General features: G+C 59.3%; 14 protein-coding genes. 8 read left to right on the top strand and 6 right to left on the bottom strand.

The window, feature by feature from the left end; translation table 11 throughout:
• The first annotated feature begins 244 nt into the window (after positions 1-244).
• The 5 genes from aceK (at position 245) to HUW52_RS23920 (ending at position 8,577) form a co-directional block, all read left to right on the top strand.
• A complete protein-coding gene (aceK, locus tag HUW52_RS23940) occupies positions 245-1,966 on the top strand; it encodes a bifunctional isocitrate dehydrogenase kinase/phosphatase (protein WP_016986792.1) in 1,722 nt (573 codons plus the stop codon).
• Between the two features lie 269 nt (positions 1,967-2,235).
• Positions 2,236-6,147 carry an ATP-dependent RNA helicase HrpA gene (hrpA, locus tag HUW52_RS23935; protein WP_175555069.1) on the top strand — a complete coding sequence of 1,304 codons (3,912 nt, stop codon included), beginning with the start codon at positions 2,236-2,238 and terminating at the stop codon, positions 6,145-6,147.
• Positions 6,148-6,475: 328 nt separating this feature from the next.
• A complete protein-coding gene (locus tag HUW52_RS23930; protein ID WP_016986790.1) occupies positions 6,476-7,597 on the top strand; it encodes a beta-ketoacyl-ACP synthase III in 1,122 nt (373 codons plus the stop codon).
• Positions 7,598-7,732: 135 nt separating this feature from the next.
• A complete protein-coding gene (locus HUW52_RS23925) occupies positions 7,733-8,344 on the top strand; it encodes an RNA polymerase sigma factor (protein ID WP_016986789.1) in 612 nt (203 codons plus the stop codon).
• On the top strand, positions 8,338-8,577 hold the full coding sequence (locus tag HUW52_RS23920; RefSeq protein ID WP_175555068.1) for an anti-sigma factor: 240 nt from the start codon (positions 8,338-8,340) through the stop codon (positions 8,575-8,577). Before HUW52_RS23925 ends, HUW52_RS23920 begins: the two co-directional genes overlap by 7 nt.
• A 153-nt stretch (positions 8,578-8,730) precedes the next feature.
• On the opposite strand, the gene HUW52_RS23915 is transcribed toward HUW52_RS23920, so the two are convergent.
• Positions 8,731-10,053, bottom strand: coding sequence for a putative porin (locus HUW52_RS23915; protein ID WP_016985962.1), 1,323 nt, complete (start codon positions 10,051-10,053; stop codon positions 8,731-8,733).
• Positions 10,054-10,333: 280 nt separating this feature from the next.
• Here HUW52_RS23915 and HUW52_RS23910 point away from each other — a divergent pair, with 280 nt between their 5' ends.
• Positions 10,334-11,458 (top strand): GNAT family N-acetyltransferase, encoded by a 1,125-nt coding sequence (locus HUW52_RS23910; protein ID WP_175555067.1) that lies wholly within the window; start codon positions 10,334-10,336, stop codon positions 11,456-11,458.
• 117 nt (positions 11,459-11,575) lie between these two features.
• On the opposite strand, the gene aqpZ is transcribed toward HUW52_RS23910, so the two are convergent.
• The 5 genes from aqpZ to HUW52_RS23885 form a co-directional block, all read right to left on the bottom strand.
• Positions 11,576-12,268 (bottom strand): aquaporin Z, encoded by a 693-nt coding sequence (gene aqpZ / locus HUW52_RS23905; protein ID WP_175555066.1) that lies wholly within the window; start codon positions 12,266-12,268, stop codon positions 11,576-11,578.
• A 295-nt stretch (positions 12,269-12,563) separates the two neighbouring features.
• Positions 12,564-14,396, bottom strand: a complete 1,833-nt coding sequence (locus HUW52_RS23900; protein ID WP_175555065.1) for an ABC transporter ATP-binding protein — start codon at positions 14,394-14,396, stop codon at positions 12,564-12,566.
• Positions 14,397-14,484: 88 nt separating this feature from the next.
• The gene (locus HUW52_RS23895) at positions 14,485-15,048 is read right to left on the bottom strand and encodes a peptidylprolyl isomerase A (protein WP_016985958.1); all 564 of its coding nucleotides are present in this window, start codon (positions 15,046-15,048) and stop codon (positions 14,485-14,487) included.
• Positions 15,049-15,051: 3 nt separating this feature from the next.
• Complete coding sequence (locus tag HUW52_RS23890) at positions 15,052-15,855, bottom strand: alpha/beta fold hydrolase (protein ID WP_016985957.1); 804 nt, start codon at positions 15,853-15,855, stop codon at positions 15,052-15,054.
• Positions 15,856-15,869: 14 nt separating this feature from the next.
• On the bottom strand, positions 15,870-16,793 hold the full coding sequence (locus tag HUW52_RS23885; protein WP_007914443.1) for a LysR family transcriptional regulator: 924 nt from the start codon (positions 16,791-16,793) through the stop codon (positions 15,870-15,872).
• Positions 16,794-16,842: 49 nt separating this feature from the next.
• On the opposite strand from HUW52_RS23885, the gene HUW52_RS23880 reads away from it, so the two are divergent.
• Together HUW52_RS23880 and HUW52_RS23875 are read left to right on the top strand one after the other, a co-directional pair.
• Positions 16,843-17,157: a hypothetical protein gene (locus HUW52_RS23880; RefSeq protein ID WP_016985956.1), complete on the top strand. Its 315-nt coding sequence runs from the start codon at positions 16,843-16,845 to the stop codon at positions 17,155-17,157.
• Between the two features lie 230 nt (positions 17,158-17,387).
• On the top strand, positions 17,388-17,987 hold the full coding sequence (locus HUW52_RS23875; RefSeq protein WP_016985955.1) for an FMN-dependent NADH-azoreductase: 600 nt from the start codon (positions 17,388-17,390) through the stop codon (positions 17,985-17,987).
• The last annotated feature ends 344 nt before the right edge of the window (positions 17,988-18,331 follow it).

Genomic DNA, 18,331 nt, shown 5'->3' with positions numbered 1-18,331 from the left:
GCCACGGGCTAGACACGTGTATTCGCTATTGGATCCGAAACCCAGAGAATTCGCGGGCTGGCGCAGGGCGGCAAGAAGAACCGCTCAGGCGTTAACTGACCGAACGGTTGATTAAAAAAACTTTGCAAAAACGCGGTTGGCGTACAACCCCGGCGCAGATTTGGCAGAAATTGCACTTCACCTGCGGCCGCTTCCGTAGCTAAGCTCAGGCACAGATTTCCCCACGCACGCCGAGGTCTTATCTATGCCGCAGCAATGGCCAGCCACCGACATCGCCCGGATGATCCTCGATGGCTTTGACGATTACCGCGAGCATTTCCGGCGGATCACCGACGGCGCCCGGGAACGCTTCGAACAGGCGCGCTGGCAGGAGACGCAAACGGCGTCGGCAGCGCGGATCAACCTCTACGAAGACAAGGTCGGCGAAACCATCGCCCGTCTGCGCGAGTATTTCGACGACGACACGCTGATGAATGTCAGCTGCTGGCCGCTGGTGAAAAGCGCCTACATCAGTGTCATCGACCTGCGCTTCGATGATGAGTTGTCCGAGACCTGGTACAACTCGATTTTCTGCGGGCTGTTCAGCCACGACCTGATCAGCGACGGTTGCATGTTCATTCACACCACGCGCCCGAGCCTGCGCCGTGCCCGCGCCGCGCAAACCCGTACCTACAAACCGCAAGGGCAGTTGTCGGGGATGCTCGCGAGCATTTTTGCCGACTATCGTTTCAGCGAGGATTACGCCGATCTGCCCGGCGATTTGCTTCGCCTCGAAGCGCAACTGCGCGAGAACCTGCCGGACTGGGTGTGCAAGGATCCTGAGCTCAGCGTCGAGTTGTTTTCCTCGGTGCTCTACCGCAACAAGGGTGCGTATCTGGTCGGACGCATCTACACCCGCGACGAGCAGTGGCCGCTGGTGATCCCGCTGTTGCACCGCGAAGGGCGCGGGATTCAGATCGATGCGTTGATCACCGACGAAGCCGATGTGTCGATCATCTTCTCCTTCACCCGTTCGTATTTCATGGTCGACGTGCCGGTGCCGGCGGAATTTATCGGTTTTCTGCGGCGCATTCTGCCGGGCAAACACATCGCCGAGCTGTACACCTCGATCGGCTTCTATAAACACGGAAAATCCGAGTTCTACCGCGCACTGATCAATCATCTGGCCAACACCGATGACCAGTTCATCATGGCGCCGGGCGTGCGCGGCATGGTCATGAGCGTGTTTACCCTGCCGGGTTTCAACACCGTGTTCAAAATCATCAAGGACCGTTTTTCGCCGTCGAAAAACGTCGACCGCGCCACAGTGATCGAGAAGTACCGATTGGTGAAAAGTGTCGACCGGGTAGGGCGCATGGCCGATACCCAGGAGTTCGCCGACTTCCGTTTTCCGCTGAGCAAGTTTGATCCGGCGTGTCTGGAGGAATTGTTGGAAGTGGCGCCGTCGACGGTTTCAGTCGACGGCGACACCGTGTTGATCCGCCACTGCTGGACCGAGCGGCGAATGACCCCGCTCAACCTCTATCTGGAAAACGCCAACGATGCGCAGGTGCGTGAGGCGCTGGAGGATTACGGCCTGGCGATCAAGCAACTGGCGGCGGCGAACATCTTTCCCGGCGACATGCTGTTGAAGAACTTTGGCGTCACCCGGCATGGGCGGGTGGTGTTTTATGACTATGACGAAATTTGTTTTCTGACTGAAGCCAACTTTCGCCACATCCCCGCGCCGCGCACGCCTGAGGACGAAATGGCCTCTGAACCGTGGTATTCGATCGGGCCGCTGGATGTGTTTCCCGAGGAGTTTCCGCCGTTTCTGTTTGCCGATTCCGGGCAGCGCAAGTTGTTCGATCAGTTGCACGGCGAGTTGTATAACGCCGATTACTGGAAGGGCTTGCAGGAGGCGATTCGCGCGGGGAAAGTCATTGATGTCTTTCCGTACCGCCGCAAAGGCTTGGATAACGAATAAGCCAGAAACCCTCACCCCAGCCCTCTCCCAGAGGGAGAGGGGGCCGACCGAGGTGTCTTGGGTCAAACGCCGACCTGAAAGATTTTGGCGATTATGGATTCGGCAAAGCTCTTTCAGGTCGATGTACCTTTGAAGCATCCCCCAATCGGTCCCCTCTCCCTCGGGGAGAGGGCTAGGGTGAGGGCAGCAATCCCCCTGACACGCCACAAATCCGCCAAATCTGCGACAATCCGCCCCCTGCACATACAGACGACCGAATTGCCTACCCGATGACCGACGAATCGCCCTCCATCGACAAACTGCTGAAAAACCTCGATCACGCCATGCTTGCCGACCGTCACCGGCTGCGGCGGCAGTTGCTTGAGCTGCGCAAGAAACCCGACGAGGCCAAGCTGGCCCAGTGGGTGACGCGCATGCAGGCGTCCTGTGATCAGGTGCTGGCGCGCAAGGCGAGCCTGCCGGTGATTCGTTACGACGACAGTTTGCCGATTGCCGCCAAGCGCGACGAAATCAAGAAGGCGCTGGAGCAGCATCAGGTGCTGATCATCGCCGGCGAAACCGGCTCGGGTAAAACCACCCAGTTGCCGAAAATCTGTCTGGAAATCGGTCGCGGCCAGCATGGTCTGATCGGCCACACCCAACCGCGTCGAATCGCTGCACGCAGCGTCGCCAGCCGGGTCGCCGAAGAGCTCGGCACGCCACTCGGTTCGCTGGTCGGCTATCAGGTGCGTTTCGAGGATCAAAGCGATTCCAACACCCTGATCAAACTGATGACCGACGGCATCCTGCTCGCGGAAACCCAGAACGATCGCTACCTCGAACGCTACGACACGATCATCGTCGACGAAGCCCACGAACGCAGTCTCAATATCGATTTCCTGCTCGGTTACCTGAAAACCCTGCTGCCGCGTCGTCCGGATCTGAAAGTCATCATCACCTCGGCGACCATCGATCTGGAGCGTTTCTCCAAGCACTTCGATGACGCGCCGATTGTTGAAGTCTCCGGTCGTACCTTCCCGGTGGACACCTGGTATCGCCCGCTGACGCTGGAGCAGGACGAAGAGGGCAACCGCGTTGAAGACGACCTGACGGTGGATCAGGCGATCCTCGCGACCCTCGACGAAATCGCTGCTTATGAACGCAGCGAACGCCGCAGTCCTGGCGATGTGCTGGTGTTTCTGCCCGGCGAGCGCGAGATTCGCGACGCCGCCGACATGTTGCGCAAGGCGCAAATCAAACACACTGAAATCCTGCCGTTGTACGCGCGCCTGTCGCCGGCCGAGCAGCAGCGGATTTTCCAGTCGCACCCGGGCCGTCGCGTGGTGCTGGCGACCAACGTCGCCGAGACCTCGCTGACCGTGCCGGGCATCCGTTATGTGATTGATAGCGGCACCGCGCGCATCAGCCGCTACAGCTATCGCGCCAAGGTGCAGCGCCTGCCGATCGAAGCGATTTCCCAGGCCAGCGCCAATCAGCGTAAAGGTCGCTGCGGCCGGGTCGAGCCGGGCATCTGCATTCGCTTGTACAGCGAAGAAGATTTCCTCGGTCGCCCGGAATTTACCGATCCGGAGATTCTGCGCACCAACCTCGCCGCGGTTATTTTGCAGATGCTGCATCTGCGTCTCGGCGAGATCACCGCGTTCCCGTTTATCGAGCCACCGGATGGCAAGGCGATCAGCGACGGTTTCAACCTGCTGCAAGAGCTCTCGGCGGTGGATCGCAACAGTCAGTTGACCCCGCTCGGTCGGCAATTGGCGCGCTTGCCGGTCGACCCGCGCATGGGCCGTATGCTGCTTGAAGCAGCCAAGCTCGGCAGTTTGCAGGAAGTGCTGATCGTCGCCAGTGCAATGTCGATTCAGGACCCGCGCGAGCGTCCGCCGGAGCGTCAGCAAGCTGCCGATCAGGCGCATGCACAATGGAAAGACGTTGATTCCGACTTCGCCGGGTTGGTTAATCTGTGGCGGGGTTTTGAAGAGCAGCGCCAAGCATTGACGGCCAGCCCGTTGCGCAACTGGTGCCGGAAGAATTTCCTCAACTATTTGCGTCTGCGCGAGTGGCGCGATTCCCATCGCCAGTTGAGCCTGATCTGCCGCGACATGCAGTTGAGCCTGAATAAAGAGCCTGCGGATTATCCGAAACTGCACAAAGCGGTGCTGGTCGGTTTGCTTAGCCAGATCGGTCAGAAAACCGAGGACGGCGATTACCTCGGCGCGCGTCAGCGGCGTTTCTGGATTCATCCGTCGTCGGGCATCGGCAAGAAGCGTCCGCAATGGCTGATGACCGCCGAACTGGTGGAAACCACCAAGCTCTACGCGCGCATGGTCGCCAAGATCGACGCCGACTGGATCGAGCCGCTGGCCGGGCACCTGATCAAGAAAAATCACTTCGAACCGCACTGGGAGAAGAAGCGCGGCCAAGTCGTGGCGTTTGAACAGATCACCCTGTTCGGGCTGATCGTGGTCGGCCGCCGCCCGGTGCATTACGGCCCGGTGGATCCGGTGGTTTCCCGAGAGCTGTTTATTCGCGAAGGTCTGGTGCGTGGCGAGATTCAATCCAGAGCCAAGTGCCTGACGGCCAACCAGCAACTGCTGGAACAGCTCGACGAACTGGAAGCCAAGGCTCGTCGCCGCGACATTCTCGCCGACGAAGAAACCTTGTACGCGTTCTACGATGCGCGGCTGCCGGCGGAGATTCACCAGACCGCAACCTTCGACAGTTGGTATCGCATCAACAGCCAGAAGAACCCGCAGCTGTTGATCATGCGCGAGGAAGACGTGTTGGCCCGCGAGGCCAGTGAAGTCACTGCGCGCGATTATCCGGACACGTTGCACATCGGCGATCTGGAGCTGGCGCTGACCTATCACTTCGAGCCCAATCACCCGCGCGACGGCGTGACCCTGCGCGTGCCGGCGCCGCTGCTGCCGATGTTGCCGCCGGAGCGTCTGGAATGGCTGGTGCCGGGCCTGATCGAGGCCAAGTGCATCGCCCTTGTGCGCAACCTGCCGAAAGCGCTGCGCAAGAATTTTGTGCCGGTGCCGGACTTCATCAAGGCTGCCTTGCAACGCATGACCTTTGCTGAAGGATCATTGCCGCAAGCACTGGGCCGTGAGCTGTTGCGCATGACCGGCGCGCGGGTTAGCGATGAGGCGTGGGCGGAGGCTGAGCAAGGGGTTGAAGGGCATCTGCGGATGAACCTGGAAATCGTCGACGGCCAGGGCAAGTTCCTCGGTGAGGGGCGCGATCTGGCCGAGCTGACCGCGCGGTTTGCCGAAGCCAGCCAGGCCGCGTTGGCGGTGCCGCAGAGCGCGAAAAGTCAGCAACCGGTGGAGGCGAAAGTCTTTGCGCCGGTGGCGGAAAAGACTCAACAGAAGATCGCCGGGCTGTCGATGACGGTGTATCCAGCGTTGGTCGAAGAAGGCGGTACGGTCAAGGAAGGGCGTTTCTCGACCCCGGCCGAGGCTGAATTCCAGCATCGTCGCGCCTTGCAGCGGTTGTTGATGCAGCAACTGGCCGAGCCGGCCAAGTTCCTGCGTGGCAAGTTGCCGGGGCAGACTGAGCTGGGTTTGCTCTATCGCGAGTTGGGCCGCGTTGATGCGCTGGTTGAAGACATTCTGCTGGCCAGCCTCGACAGCTGCATTCTTGAGGGCGAAGACCCGTTGCCCCGTGATGGCGCCGGGTTGGCGGCACTGGCCGAGCGCAAACGTGGCAGCTGGACTGAGCATGCCGAACGGGTGGCGCGGCTGACGCTGGAGATCCTCAAGGTCTGGCACGGTCTGCAAAAGCGCTTCAAGGGCAAGATTGATCTGGCCCAGGCTGTGGCGCTGAATGACATCAAGCAGCAGATCAACAATCTGGTTTACCCGGGTTTTGTCCGCGAGACGCCGATGCAGTGGCTCAAGGAACTGCCGCGTTACCTGAAAGCCATCGAGCAGCGTTTCGAGAAACTCGGCGCGCAAGTGCAGAAGGATCGCGTCTGGAGCGGCGAACTCGCCGGTCTCTGGGCGCAATACCAGACGCGCGCAGCGAAACATGCGCAGGAAGGCAAACGCGATCCGCAGCTTGAGTTGTACCGCTGGTGGCTCGAGGAATATCGGGTGTCGCTGTTCGCCCAGCAGTTGGGCACCAAGGTCCCGATCTCCGATAAACGTCTGAACAAACAGTGGACCCAGGTCGAACCCTGACCTTGAGCCATGCGCTATCCCCTGTGGGAGCGAGCTTGCTCGCGAAAGCAGAGTGTCAGTCAACTCAATAGCGACTGATACGACGCAATCGCGAGCAGGCTCGCTCCCACATTGGGATTTGGGTTGTGCTTGAGAAAGGCGCCAAAAGTCCACGTTTATGGCAAACTTCGCGACCATAAACGCCGGTTTCGCGACCCAGAGCCTTCGGCCGTGGTGCGAGACGGAATAAAGCGATGCCAGGTTTGCGTCCCCGGGACGGGAATAGACCCTTTGTGTGTTGGTACGACGGTTCCAGCACTTTCTGCCTGAACAGATTAGAGAAACGACCATGCATAATGTCGTCATCAGCGGCACCGGCCTGTACACCCCGGCCAACAGCATCTCCAACGAAGAGCTGGTGCAGTCTTTCAATACCTACGTCGCCCAGTTCAACGCCGACAACGCCGACGCGATCGCCAGCGGCGAAGTCCAGGCCCTGACCGAATCCAGCGCCGCGTTTATCGAAAAGGCTTCCGGCATCAAGAGCCGCTTTGTCATGGACAAGGACGGCATCCTCGATCCACAACGCATGGCTCCGCGCCTGCCAGAGCGTTCCAACGACGAATGGTCGGTGCTCTGCCAGATGGCCATCGGCGCCGCCGAACAGGCCCTGCAACGCGCTGGCAAAACTGCCGCTGACATCGACGGCGTGATCGTCGCCTGCTCCAACCTGCAGCGTGCCTACCCGGCCATCGCCATCGAAGTCCAGGAAGCTCTGGGCATTCAGGGTTTCGGTTTCGACATGAACGTGGCCTGTTCCTCGGCGACTTTCGGTATTCAAGCCGCAGCCAACAGCGTGCAGCTGGGCCAGGCCCGGGCGATCCTGATGGTCAACCCGGAAGTCTGCACCGGTCACCTGAACTTCCGTGACCGCGACAGCCACTTCATCTTCGGCGATGCCGCAACTGCGGTGATCATCGAGCGCGCTGACACCGCAACGTCCAAGCACCAGTTCGATGTAGTCAGCACCAAACTGCTGACCAAGTTCTCCAACAACATCCGCAATAACTTCGGCTTCCTCAACCGCGCAGCGGAAGAGGGTATCGGTACCCGCGACAAGCTGTTCGTGCAGGAAGGCCGCAAGGTGTTCAAGGATGTCTGCCCGATGGTTGCCGAGCTGATCGGCGAGCATCTGCAAGAGAACCAGCTCAACGTCGGCGACGTGAAACGCTTCTGGTTGCACCAGGCCAATCTGAGCATGAACCACCTGATAGTGCGCAAACTGCTCGGCCGCGAGGCTACCGAAGAAGAAGCGCCGGTGATTCTCGACACCTACGCCAACACCAGCTCCGCAGGTTCGGTGATTGCTTTCCACAAATATCAGGACGATCTGGCTGCCGGTTCGCTGGCGGTGTTGAGTTCGTTCGGTGCTGGCTATTCGATCGGCAGCGTGATTCTGCGCAAGCGTTGAAAAGGGTTTAATTTCCCCTTAATCGCGCCGACCTTTCCTACATCCGAATCGGCTCAAACGCTGTAATTTTCGGAAATGGCGGCAGGTGAAGACCTGCCGCTGTCATTTTCGGAATCGGGAACAGGAGATTGATGGATGGCGGCTGACGACACCCAACTGCTTGCGCGCCTGCTGGCCGGTGAGCAACAGGCTTTCAAGGAACTGGTGACGACGTATCAGAGCGCCATGCGCGCTGTGGCGTATGCGATTGTCGGGCAGCGCCATGTCGAAGAAGTGGTGCAGGACGCTTGGCTGTCAGTGGTGCGTCACATCGGCAGCTTCGAAGGTCGCTCCAGTCTCAAGACCTGGCTTCTGACCATCACCGCCAACTCAGCGAAAAGCCGTTATAAACACAATCGCCGCGAAGTGTTGATGGATGATTTGCCATCGCCCCACGGCACCATTGATGACGACCGCTTTTCTCCCGGTGACGGCCATTGGCTGGTCGCCCCGTTCGCCTGGCACCAGGACACACCGGAAGCGCTGCTGACCGAGAGCGAATTGCGCGAATGTCTGGAGCACACCCTGTTGAATCTGTCGGAACTGCAAAGCAGCGTTTTGCTGTTGCGTGAACGGCAGGGGCTGGAGCTGGAGGAGATCTGTAATCTTCTGGAGATCTCGCTCTCCAATGTCCGCGTGCTGCTGCATCGGGCACGTTTGAAGGTCTTCGCGACCGTGGAGCATTTTGAGGAGACCGGGGAATGCTGACCTGCAAGGAACAAGTGGCGCGCTCCAGCGATTATCTCGATGGCCAATTGAGCTTTCGCGAAAAGCTGATGGTGCGTCATCACCTGATGTTTTGCCCGAACTGTCGGCGTTTCATTCGTCAGATGCGGTTGATGCAAGCCACCTTGAAGGCGATGCCGGAGAAACCGGAGGACGGGGTGGATGCGCTGGCTGAGCGTCTGGCCGAGCAACGACGAAAAGATAATCCCCTGTAGGAGCTGCCGAAGGCTGCGATCTTTTGATCTTTGAAAACAAGATCAAAAGATCGCAGCCTTCGGCAGCTCCTACATAGGAAATAGCCCAGCGCGGGTGAAACGAACGGATGATGGGGATCGTCCCGCCCGCACCGGGCTATAGGGTGAAGCGTTTTAGAACTTGGCTTCCGCGTCCAGCTGCAGGGTGTTGGCGTCAGCATCACGCTGAGTACGGCTGGCGAAATCGGCCTTGGTCAGGAAGTACGTAGCGCCGATGGCGAAGTTCTTGTCGATGTCGTAACCGACCTTGAACTTGTGGCCACGGGAACCGGTGGTGCCGTTGGCGAAGTCGGAGTCGGTGAAGGCGCCGACCACGGCGTTGCGCTGCACGTCACGATAGTTGTAATCGAGGTTCAGGCCGAAGACTTTCGACTTGGCACCCAACAGCCATGCAGTGTCCTGATCGGTCACGGCATCGTTGTTCTTCACGTACTGACCGTAGAACGACAGGGGCATCGGCAGACCGCCGATGTCGACCTGGCTGAACCCTTCATACAGACGGAATTCGTTGTTGGCCGAGTTGCCGTTGACCGCCAGCGCGCACGGCGTGGAAGTACCGGTGCAACGGCTGTCTTCGTCGTTCTGGTAGGCGTAGACACTGCCGCCCAAGGTGACTTTCAGGTTGTCGGTGATGTTGAAGCGGCTACCCAACTGGCCGGCGGTCAGACGCAAGTCGTGACGGAATTGCACGCCATCGCCGTCGACGTTGTCCTTGAGGTTGTAGTTACCCAGGCTGCCGAACAGTTCGGCGCTGCCGCCCAGAGGGTATTTGTAAGTAACGGCCAGACCTTCCGGGTTGATGTCGCTATCCCAGATCACGTCGCCCATGCTGACCCACGGCTGAAGCATCTTGCCGCCGATGATGTGCAGGTTCTTGATCTGATCGGGGTGGTAGTCGATGTAGCCGAGGTCAAGCCAGATCTGCTTCTTGTCGAAGTAGTTGTCCTGGTCCTGGTTGGTCGAACGGGCATCGTCGCCGCCGCCGGTGGCGATACGGATGCCGGTGTCGACCTGCGGGTTGATCTCGGTGTAGGCACCCAGACGGGCACGGATGCGCTGACGATCCTTGTCGCGGCCGCCGTTGTTTGGCTCGCCGTCGATCTTGATGGTTTCCTGGCGGATACGCACATCGCCCTTGAACTGGGTCTTGGCCGCCCAGGCCAGTTTCTGGTCGAAGACGCTTTGTTCGTTGGTTTTCTTCGCAACGGCGGCGACTTGTTCGTTGGTCTCTTGCTGCGCCTGCTGCGCGATTTGCTGAGCCTTCTGATCCTTGGCCAGTTCAGTTTGCAGTTCGATGTACTGCGCCTGGGAAATGGAACCGTTAGCCTTGAGCATGTCGAGCAGTTTGGCGTCGACTGCAGCACTGGCCGGAACACTCATGGCCAGCAACAAGCCACCGCACAGGGCCGCCGCAGTTTTCGTGGAAGCAAGACGCATAGCAATCTCCGAAGATGAGAGGGATGGCTGAACCATCCCGGGCACAACCGACGCATACGGTCGGAAAACAGTGTCCGGGTAGAACCCGGCGCTCTAAAAACAGGCGCCAGTATCGCGATGGTTTATGACAGAGCAGTGGCACAGTGATGGCAGGATGATGACGATATCGATTCGCCCTGAACTATTGATCTAGAGCGCTGTCGGCCGATTGCGGGTGTGCAATGTCGCGCAATCGGCGATACTCGCCGGGCGCTGAAGTCCTGTTGTGGAGAGCTTGTTGATGCCGTTGCAACGCCTGCAAAACCTGTCGCAAATCGCCTCGGCAAGCTGGGATGCACTGGTGCCTGAAAGCCAGCCATTTTTGCGCCATGCCTTCCTCAGTGCGCTGGAAGACAGTGGCAGCGTTGGCCCCCACAGTGGCTGGCAGCCGGAGCATTTGCTGCACATCGAAGATGACCGTCTGATCGCCGCGTTACCCAGTTACCGCAAGTGGCATTCCTACGGCGAGTACGTGTTCGATCATGGCTGGGCCGACGCTTGTGCCCGCGCCGGCATCGATTACTACCCCAAGCTGTTGACCGCTGTGCCGTTCAGTCCGGTCAGCGGCCCACGCTTGCTCGCGGCCAATGTCGAAGACGGTTTTGAGCTGCTCAAGAGTCTGCCCGGCTATCTGGAAATCGAAGGGCTTTCCAGCGCCCACATCAATTTCACCGACGCTTTCACCGACGCGGCGATGGCCGAACAGCCGGGCTGGCTGCAACGCATTGGCTGTCAATATCACTGGCAGAATCGCGGTTATCGCGACTTTCAGGATTTCCTCGACGCGCTCAGTTCGCGCAAGCGCAAACAGATGCGCAAGGAGCGCGAGCAAGTGGCGGGGCAGGGCTTTGAGTTTGAATGGCTGGAAGGGCGTGAGCTGGACGAGGCGCAGTGGGATTTTGTCTACGCCTGTTACGCCAATACCTATGCGGTGCGGCGTCAGACGCCATACCTGACGCGGGAATTTTTCAGTCTGCTGGCCGAGCGCATGCCCGAAGCGATCCGCGTGGTACTGGCCAAACAGGGCTCACGGCCGGTGGCAATGGCCTTCAGTCTGGTCGGTGGCGACAGTTTCTATGGGCGTTACTGGGGATGTCTGGCGGAGTTCGATCGGCTGCACTTCGAGACCTGTTTTTATCAGGGGATGGAGTATGCAATTGCCCAGGGCTATCAGCGTTTCGATGCCGGGGCTCAGGGCGAACACAAGTTGATTCGCGGATTCGAACCGGTGATCACCCATTCGTGGCATTACCTGCGGCATCCGGGGCTGAAAGCGGCGGTGAAAGATTTCCTGCAACAGGAGCGCGCCGGCATCCTCGCGTATGCCGAAGAAGCGAAAACCGCCTTGCCCTATCGCCAGACATAGATCTCCTTGTGGGAGCGAGCTTGCTCGCGAAAGCGGAGTTTCAGTGACATTGATATCAGCTGACACACCGCCTTCGCGAGCAAGCTCGCTCCCACATTTGATGTGTGTATGCCTTGTCTAGTCTTCCTTGCCCAGCCATCGATAAATCCCGCCACCGACCACCGCACCCATCAACGGCGCGACCCAGAACATCCACAACTGCGCAATCGCCCAGCCGCCGACCATCAGCGCCGGCCCCGTGCTGCGGGCTGGATTCACCGAGGTGTTGGTCACTGGAATCGAGATCAGGTGAATCAGCGTCAGGCCCAGGCCGATGGCGATCGGTGCCAGTCCCGGCGGTGCGCGTTTATCGGTGGCGCCGAGGATGATGATCACAAACATTGCGGTCATCACGAGCTCAGTGACAAACCCCGCCACCATTGAGTACTTGCCCGGTGAATGCTCACCATAACCGTTGGACGCCAGGCCAGCGGCGATGTCGAAACCTTCCTTGCCGCTGGCGATGTGGGCGATCAGCGCCGCCGCGAGAATCGCGCCGAGTACTTGGGCAATGATGTAAGCGGGTAGCTCTTTGGCCGGAAACCGGCCGCCGACGAACAGACCGACCGACACGGCCGGGTTGAGATGACAGCCGCTGATGTGGCCGATGGCAAACGCCATGGTCAGCACCGTCAGACCAAACGCCAGGGCCACCCCCAGCACGCCGATTCCCAGCGGTGAAGACGCGGCGATCACCGCGCTGCCGCATCCACCCAATACCAACCAGAACGTACCCAACAACTCAGTGACTGAACGTTTGAACAGAGACATGAGAGCGTCCTTGATAGCTTCGCTATCGAGACTGCATCGAGTTGTGCGTCCTTGCAGACTTACGACAGGCTCCATTCCGGAACCTTGGCTGAGTACAGCAGGGTTTTGGTGGATTTCCAGCAGCCACAAAAAAACCGCCAGCGCCCGTGGTTAAAGGGCTGTGGCGGTTTTTGGAGTTGTCGCATGTCCACTGTGGGAGCGAGCTTGCTCGCGAAAGCGGTGGATCAGCAACGCAATTATCGACTGACACGGCGCCTTCGCGAGCAAGCTCGCTCCCACAGGGAAATCCAGTGCATCAATCGATGCCGACAAATCCCCCGGTCTGATGCGCCCACAACCGTGCATACAACCCGCGATGGGCAAGCAATTCAGCATGGGTGCCGCTCTCGGCAATCTTGCCGTTCTCCAGCACCACCAGCCGATCCATCCGCGCAATGGTCGAGAGCCGGTGCGCAATCGCGATCACGGTTTTGCCCTGCATCAGGGTTTCCAGGCTTTCCTGAATCGCCGCTTCGACTTCCGAATCCAGTGCCGAGGTGGCTTCGTCCATGATCAGGATCGGCGCGTCCTTGAGCAGCACGCGTGCAATAGCGATGCGCTGGCGCTGGCCGCCGGAGAGCTTGACCCCGCGCTCACCGACATGCGCATCAAAGCCTGTGCGGCCCTCAGCGTCAGACAGCAGCGGAATGAACTCATCGGCGCGCGCCTTGTGTACCGCATCCCACAACTCGGCGTCGGTCGCATCCGGTTTGCCGTACAGCAAGTTGTCGCGGATCGAACGGTGCAGTAGCGAGGTGTCCTGGGTGATCATGCCGATGCGCGCACGCAGGCTTTCCTGGCCGACTTCGGCGATGTTCTGGCCGTCGATCATAATCCGTCCGCCCTCGACGTCGTACAGGCGCAGCAGCAAGTTGACCAGCGTCGATTTGCCTGCGCCGGACGGCCCGATCAAGCCGATTTTTTCGCCCGGTTTGATGTTCAGGTTGAGGTCGCCGATGATCCCGCGCTTCTTGCCGTAGTGGAAATCCACGTGCTCGAAACGCACTTCGCCACGAGCCACTTCCAGCGGTTTGGCCAGCTCGTGATCGATGACGCTGACCGGTTGTGAAATGGTGCGCAGACCGTCCTGGACCATGCCGATGTTTTCGAAAATGCCAGTGACCACCCACATGATCCAGCCGGACATGTTGACGATGCGAATCACCAGGCCGGTGGCCAGGGCAATCGCACCAACGGTAATCAACGACTGCGTCCACAACCAAAGCGCCAGCGCTGTGGTGCCCACGATCAACAAGCCGTTCATGGCGGTGATTACCACGTCCATGCTGGTGACGACGCGGCCGGCCATTTGTGCTTTGACGGTCTGTTCCTCGATGGCTTCCTTGGCGTAATGCTGTTCGAAATTGGTATGGGCGAACAGCTTCAGCGTGGCGATATTGGTGTAACCGTCGACGATGCGCCCCATCAGCTTCGAGCGCGCGTCGGAGGCTTCCACGGAACGGTCTTTCACCCGCGGTACGAAGTAATACAGCGCACCGATGTAGGCGACGATCCACGTCAACAGCGGGATCATCAGGCGCCAGTCGGCCTCGGCGAACAACACCAGCGAGCTGATCGCATAGATCACCACGTGCCAAAGCGCATCCACCGCTTGCACTGCCGAGTCACGCAGAGAGTTGCCGGTCTGCATGATGCGCTGGGCGATGCGTCCGGCGAAGTCGTTCTGGAAGAAATTCAGGCTCTGCTTGAGCACGTAGCTGTGGTTCTGCCAGCGGATCATGCTGGTCATGCCGGGACTCAACGTCTGGTGCACCAGCAAGTCATGCAGGCCGAAGAAGATCGGTCGCAGCACGAGGGCAACCACCAGCATCCACGTCAGTTCGAGGGCGTGGTCGCTGAAGAAATTCGGGTTGGGTGTGCCTTGGGCCAGGTCGATGATGCGGCTCAGATAACTGAACAGCGCCACTTCGATCAGCGCGGCAAACAGGCCAACGACGAGCAGGGCGGCAAAACTCGGCCAGACCTGCTTGAGGTAATAGGTGTAGAAGGGGAGAACGCGGTCCGGCGGAGACGCCGTCGGGGCGTCACGGAATATGTCGATCAGTTGTTCGAAACGGCGATAGAGCATCAGATAACCGCCCGGAGTACGGGCTCTCCTTTTATCGGTGTGAGCGGCGTGAGGTTGAATTCACGCCGCTCGATACGCCCTGTGCAGCTTAGTCGATGACTTTGGCCGACTTGATGATCACAGGGTCGACAGGCACGTTTTGCATGCCGCTTTTGGTGGTGGTTTGCGAGTTGACGATGATGTCGACCACGTCCATGCCCTTGACCACTTTGGCGAACACCGCGTAACCGGCGTCACGGCCCGGATCAAGGAACGCGTTGTCAGCCACGTTGATGAAGAACTGGCTGGTGGCCGAATCCGGGTTGGAGGTGCGTGCCATCGACAAGGTGCCGCGAACGTTGTGCAGGCCGTTGCTGGCTTCGTTCTTGATCGGTGCCTTGGTGTCTTTCTGTTGCATCTGCTGGGTGAAACCGCCGCCCTGAGCCATGAAGCCCGGGATCACACGGTGGAAAATGGTGTTGGTGTAGAAGCCGCTGTTGACGTAATCCAGAAAATTCTTGGTACTGATCGGCGCCTTGACCGGATCCAGTTCGATTTCGATCTGGCCGTTGGTGGTGTCCAGCAGCACGTGCGGTGCTTTGGCCGGCGTGGCAGCCATCAGGTTGGCGGCAAACAGCACAGTACCAGCGGCGAGGGCGATTTTTTTCAACATGGGTCAGTGATCCTGAGATTGAATATCGGCTGCGGCGAGGAACTCCAGCAGCGTTTGATTGAAGCGTTCTGGTTGATCGAGCGGGGTGGCGTGGCGCGAATCGTCGATCACCACCAGCCGCGCATTGGGCAGCAGTTTTACATAGGTTTCTTTCAGCGCGACAGGTGTGTAGTCACGGTCGGCGCTGACGATGAGGGTTGGACAGGTCACCCGGGAAAGTCGTTCCTGAACCCCCCAGCCCACAATCGCATCGAAGCTGGCGAGATAAGCACGTTTGTCGTTTTTTGCCCAGCGTTCGGCCATTTTCAGCCGCAGATCGGCTTGTTCCGGTTTAGGGAAAAGCTTGCCGCCCAGGGCTTTGCCGATGGTGGCGAGGCTGAGCACGCGCATCAGACTCCAGCGCTTGAACCACTGCCAGTAGTCATCGCGGCTACGCAGTTTGACTTCGGGCGCGCTGTTGACGATGGTCAGGCTCTTGAGCATTTGCGGATGATCGACGCCGAACTGGAAGCCGATCATCCCGCCCATCGACAGCCCGACGTAATGCACCGGACCGAGGTTCAAGTGCTCGATCAGCGCAACCATGTCGGCGCTGAAACCGGCGATGCTGTAGCGCTCACGGGGTTTGTCCGAGCGCCCGTGGCCGCGTACGTCAGGGACGATCACCCGGTAATGCTCGGCCAGCGCCGGGATCTGCATTTCCCAGTCCAGTGTGCTCGAGCCGAGCCCGTGAACCAGCAGCAACGGCGTGCCGTGGCCATATTCCTCGTAGTGCAGGTTGCAACCTTCGTGCTCGAACCAGGCCATCGGTCAACTCCGTGTCAGGCTTGTTCAGGGGCGGCGAACGGGGCGTCCAGCGGCAAAGTGTCGAAGGTGCGCAGCAGTTCGATGAGGATTTGCGTGGCCGGGCCCAAGGGTTTGTCCTTGTTCGAATACAGATAGAAGCTGGAGTTGCGGTTGCCGCCCCTGTCCAACGGTAGCAGCTTGAGCGAACCATCTTTCAGTTCTCGTTCGATCATATGTCGTGGCAGCCAGGCAAAACCGAGGCCGCTGCTGACGAACGTGGCCGCCGTGGCGAGGCTGCCAACGGTCCAGCGCTGCTCGGCGCCGAGCCAGCCGACATCCCGTGGCTGCTGGCGGCCGGAGTCGCGGATGACCACTTGCATCTGGGTTTCCAGATCTTGAAAACTCAGTTCGCGATTGAGCCGATGCAGCGGGTGATCGGGGTGAGCGACAGCGACGAACTCGACGTCACTCAATTCCGCGCCGAGATAACCGGGAATGCTCAGGCCGGTGATGGCCAGATCAGCCACGCCTTCAAGCAGCACTTCTTCGACACCCGACAATACTTCCTCACGCAGACGCACGCGGCAGCCGCGACTCTGTGGCATGAACGCGGTCAACGCGCGGACGATGCGCGCACTTGGATAGGCGGCGTCGACCACCAGCCGCACTTCGGCTTCCCAGCCTTGCTCCATGTGATGGGCAAGATCTTCCAGTTGACTGGCCTGTTTCACCAATTGCCGCGAACGACGCAGCAACACGCCGCCGGCTTCGGTGAGCACGGCTTTGCGCCCGTCGATGCGCAGCAACGGCACGCCGAGCTGGTCCTGCATGCGGGCGACGGTGTAACTCACCGACGATTGCGAACGGTGCAAGGCCTCGGCGGCCTGAGCGAATCCGCCGTGGTCGACCACGGCCTGCAATGTTCGCCATTGATCAAGGGTCACGCGGGGCGCTTTCATCAATAGCTCCTCTTGTCCTAAGCTGGCCGTCCCTCATGGAGACTGCCGAATGAAAAAATTCTGTTGTGTGCTGCTGGCGCTGCTTCCGTTGACTGCTTTCGCGTACCCGATTGATGTGCAGAAAGACCTCAACGGCATGAAGATCGACTACGAGACCTTCGACACCGATAACGACATCGGCTCGATTCGGGTGGCTAACTACGGTGATGTCGACGCAGTGTGCAAGGCCGTCTTCACCAATGGCCCCGAGGCGCCGCGCACCCGCAACATCGAAGTGGCAGCCGGCAAACATAAAAACGCCACGGCCAAGTTCACCCGCGAGATCATCAAACTGCGCATCAAACTGACCTGCACCCCGAAATAACAGTCGCCTCCTGTAGGAGTGAGCCTGCTCGCGATAGCGGTGTCCCAGATAAATCAATATCGCCTGACACACCGCTATCGCGAGCAGGCTCACTCCTACAAGAGCATGGTTCAGCATGTAAACGAATTATTCGATACTTTGCAGCAATTATTTGCGCTTTTTCATCGATTCAACTCTGTTTAACCTTCACTCCATCGACTTACAACATTCTCGGATGGAGGCTACACACCATGTCCCGCGTTCTGATCATCGAAAGCAGCGCCCGCCAGCAAGACTCGGTATCCCGTCAACTGACCCAGACCTTCATCAGTCAGTGGAAAGCGGCGCATCCCAACGATCAGATCACCGTACGTGACCTCGCCGCGAACCCGGTACCACACCTGGACAGCAACCTGCTGGGTGGCTGGATGAAACCCGCCGAGCAGCGCAACGCCAACGAGCAATCGTCGCTTGATCGTTCCAACGAATTGACCGATGAGTTGCTCGCCGTCGACGTACTGGTGATGGCGGCGCCGATGTACAACTTCGCCATCCCGAGCACCCTCAAGGCCTGGCTCGACCACGTGCTGCGTGCCGGTGTGACCTTCAAATACACCGAAACCGGCCCGCAAGGTCTGCTCAGCGGCAAGCGTGCCTACGTACTCACCGCTCGCGGCGGTATCTACGCCGGCGGCCCGGCGGATCATCAGGAACCGTACCTGCGTCAGGTCATGGGCTTCATCGGCATCAACGACGTGACGTTCATTCACGCCGAGGGCATGAATCTCGGTGGCGACTTCCAGGAGAAAGGTCTGAATCAGGCCAACGCCAAGCTGTCCCAGGTCGCTTGATATGTTAATCGCCAGATAATCGCCGATTGTTTAAGTGACCTGGCGCAACCCCTTCAAGGCTCTACGCGCATCGAACCTCCCTTTGCACTTGTTGCTCCTGAGTGCTGTAGCCCGATTGAACGCATTAGCGAGATCGGGCTTTTTTTTGCCTGCGATTCGTTGAATGTCATCAGATCCCTGTGGGAGCGAGCTTGCTCGCGAAAGCGATATTTCATTCAGCAACGATGTTTACTGACACGGCCTCTTCGCGAGCAAGCTCGCTCCCACAGGAATCGGCGTTGTTCGAGGGTTCGCGGTCTTGCGCAAAAACCGCTATCGTCGCCGCCATTCGATTTCGAGGCGAG

Source organism: Pseudomonas sp. 43A (genome assembly GCF_013363935.1).
Taxonomy (GTDB): Bacteria; Pseudomonadota; Gammaproteobacteria; order Pseudomonadales; family Pseudomonadaceae; genus Aquipseudomonas; species Aquipseudomonas crudilactis.
The sequence above is the reverse complement of the archived record's forward strand: the minus strand, read 5'-3'. Positions and strand labels throughout refer to the sequence as shown.

Bases quoted from the DNA above. Each gene is read 5' to 3' on its own strand.
- aceK (WP_016986792.1), top strand. From the start codon at position 245: ATGCCGCAGCAATGGCCAGCCACCGACATCGCCCGGATGATCCTCGAT.
- hrpA (WP_175555069.1), top strand. From the start codon at position 2,236: ATGACCGACGAATCGCCCTCCATCGACAAACTGCTGAAAAACCTCGAT.
- HUW52_RS23930 (WP_016986790.1), top strand. From the start codon at position 6,476: ATGCATAATGTCGTCATCAGCGGCACCGGCCTGTACACCCCGGCCAAC.
- HUW52_RS23925 (WP_016986789.1), top strand. From the start codon at position 7,733: ATGGCGGCTGACGACACCCAACTGCTTGCGCGCCTGCTGGCCGGTGAG.
- HUW52_RS23920 (WP_175555068.1), top strand. From the start codon at position 8,338: ATGCTGACCTGCAAGGAACAAGTGGCGCGCTCCAGCGATTATCTCGAT.
- HUW52_RS23915 (WP_016985962.1), bottom strand. From the start codon at position 10,053: ATGCGTCTTGCTTCCACGAAAACTGCGGCGGCCCTGTGCGGTGGCTTG.
- HUW52_RS23910 (WP_175555067.1), top strand. From the start codon at position 10,334: ATGCCGTTGCAACGCCTGCAAAACCTGTCGCAAATCGCCTCGGCAAGC.
- aqpZ (WP_175555066.1), bottom strand. From the start codon at position 12,268: ATGTCTCTGTTCAAACGTTCAGTCACTGAGTTGTTGGGTACGTTCTGG.
- HUW52_RS23900 (WP_175555065.1), bottom strand. From the start codon at position 14,396: ATGCTCTATCGCCGTTTCGAACAACTGATCGACATATTCCGTGACGCC.
- HUW52_RS23895 (WP_016985958.1), bottom strand. From the start codon at position 15,048: ATGTTGAAAAAAATCGCCCTCGCCGCTGGTACTGTGCTGTTTGCCGCC.
- HUW52_RS23890 (WP_016985957.1), bottom strand. From the start codon at position 15,855: ATGGCCTGGTTCGAGCACGAAGGTTGCAACCTGCACTACGAGGAATAT.
- HUW52_RS23885 (WP_007914443.1), bottom strand. From the start codon at position 16,793: ATGAAAGCGCCCCGCGTGACCCTTGATCAATGGCGAACATTGCAGGCC.
- HUW52_RS23880 (WP_016985956.1), top strand. From the start codon at position 16,843: ATGAAAAAATTCTGTTGTGTGCTGCTGGCGCTGCTTCCGTTGACTGCT.
- HUW52_RS23875 (WP_016985955.1), top strand. From the start codon at position 17,388: ATGTCCCGCGTTCTGATCATCGAAAGCAGCGCCCGCCAGCAAGACTCG.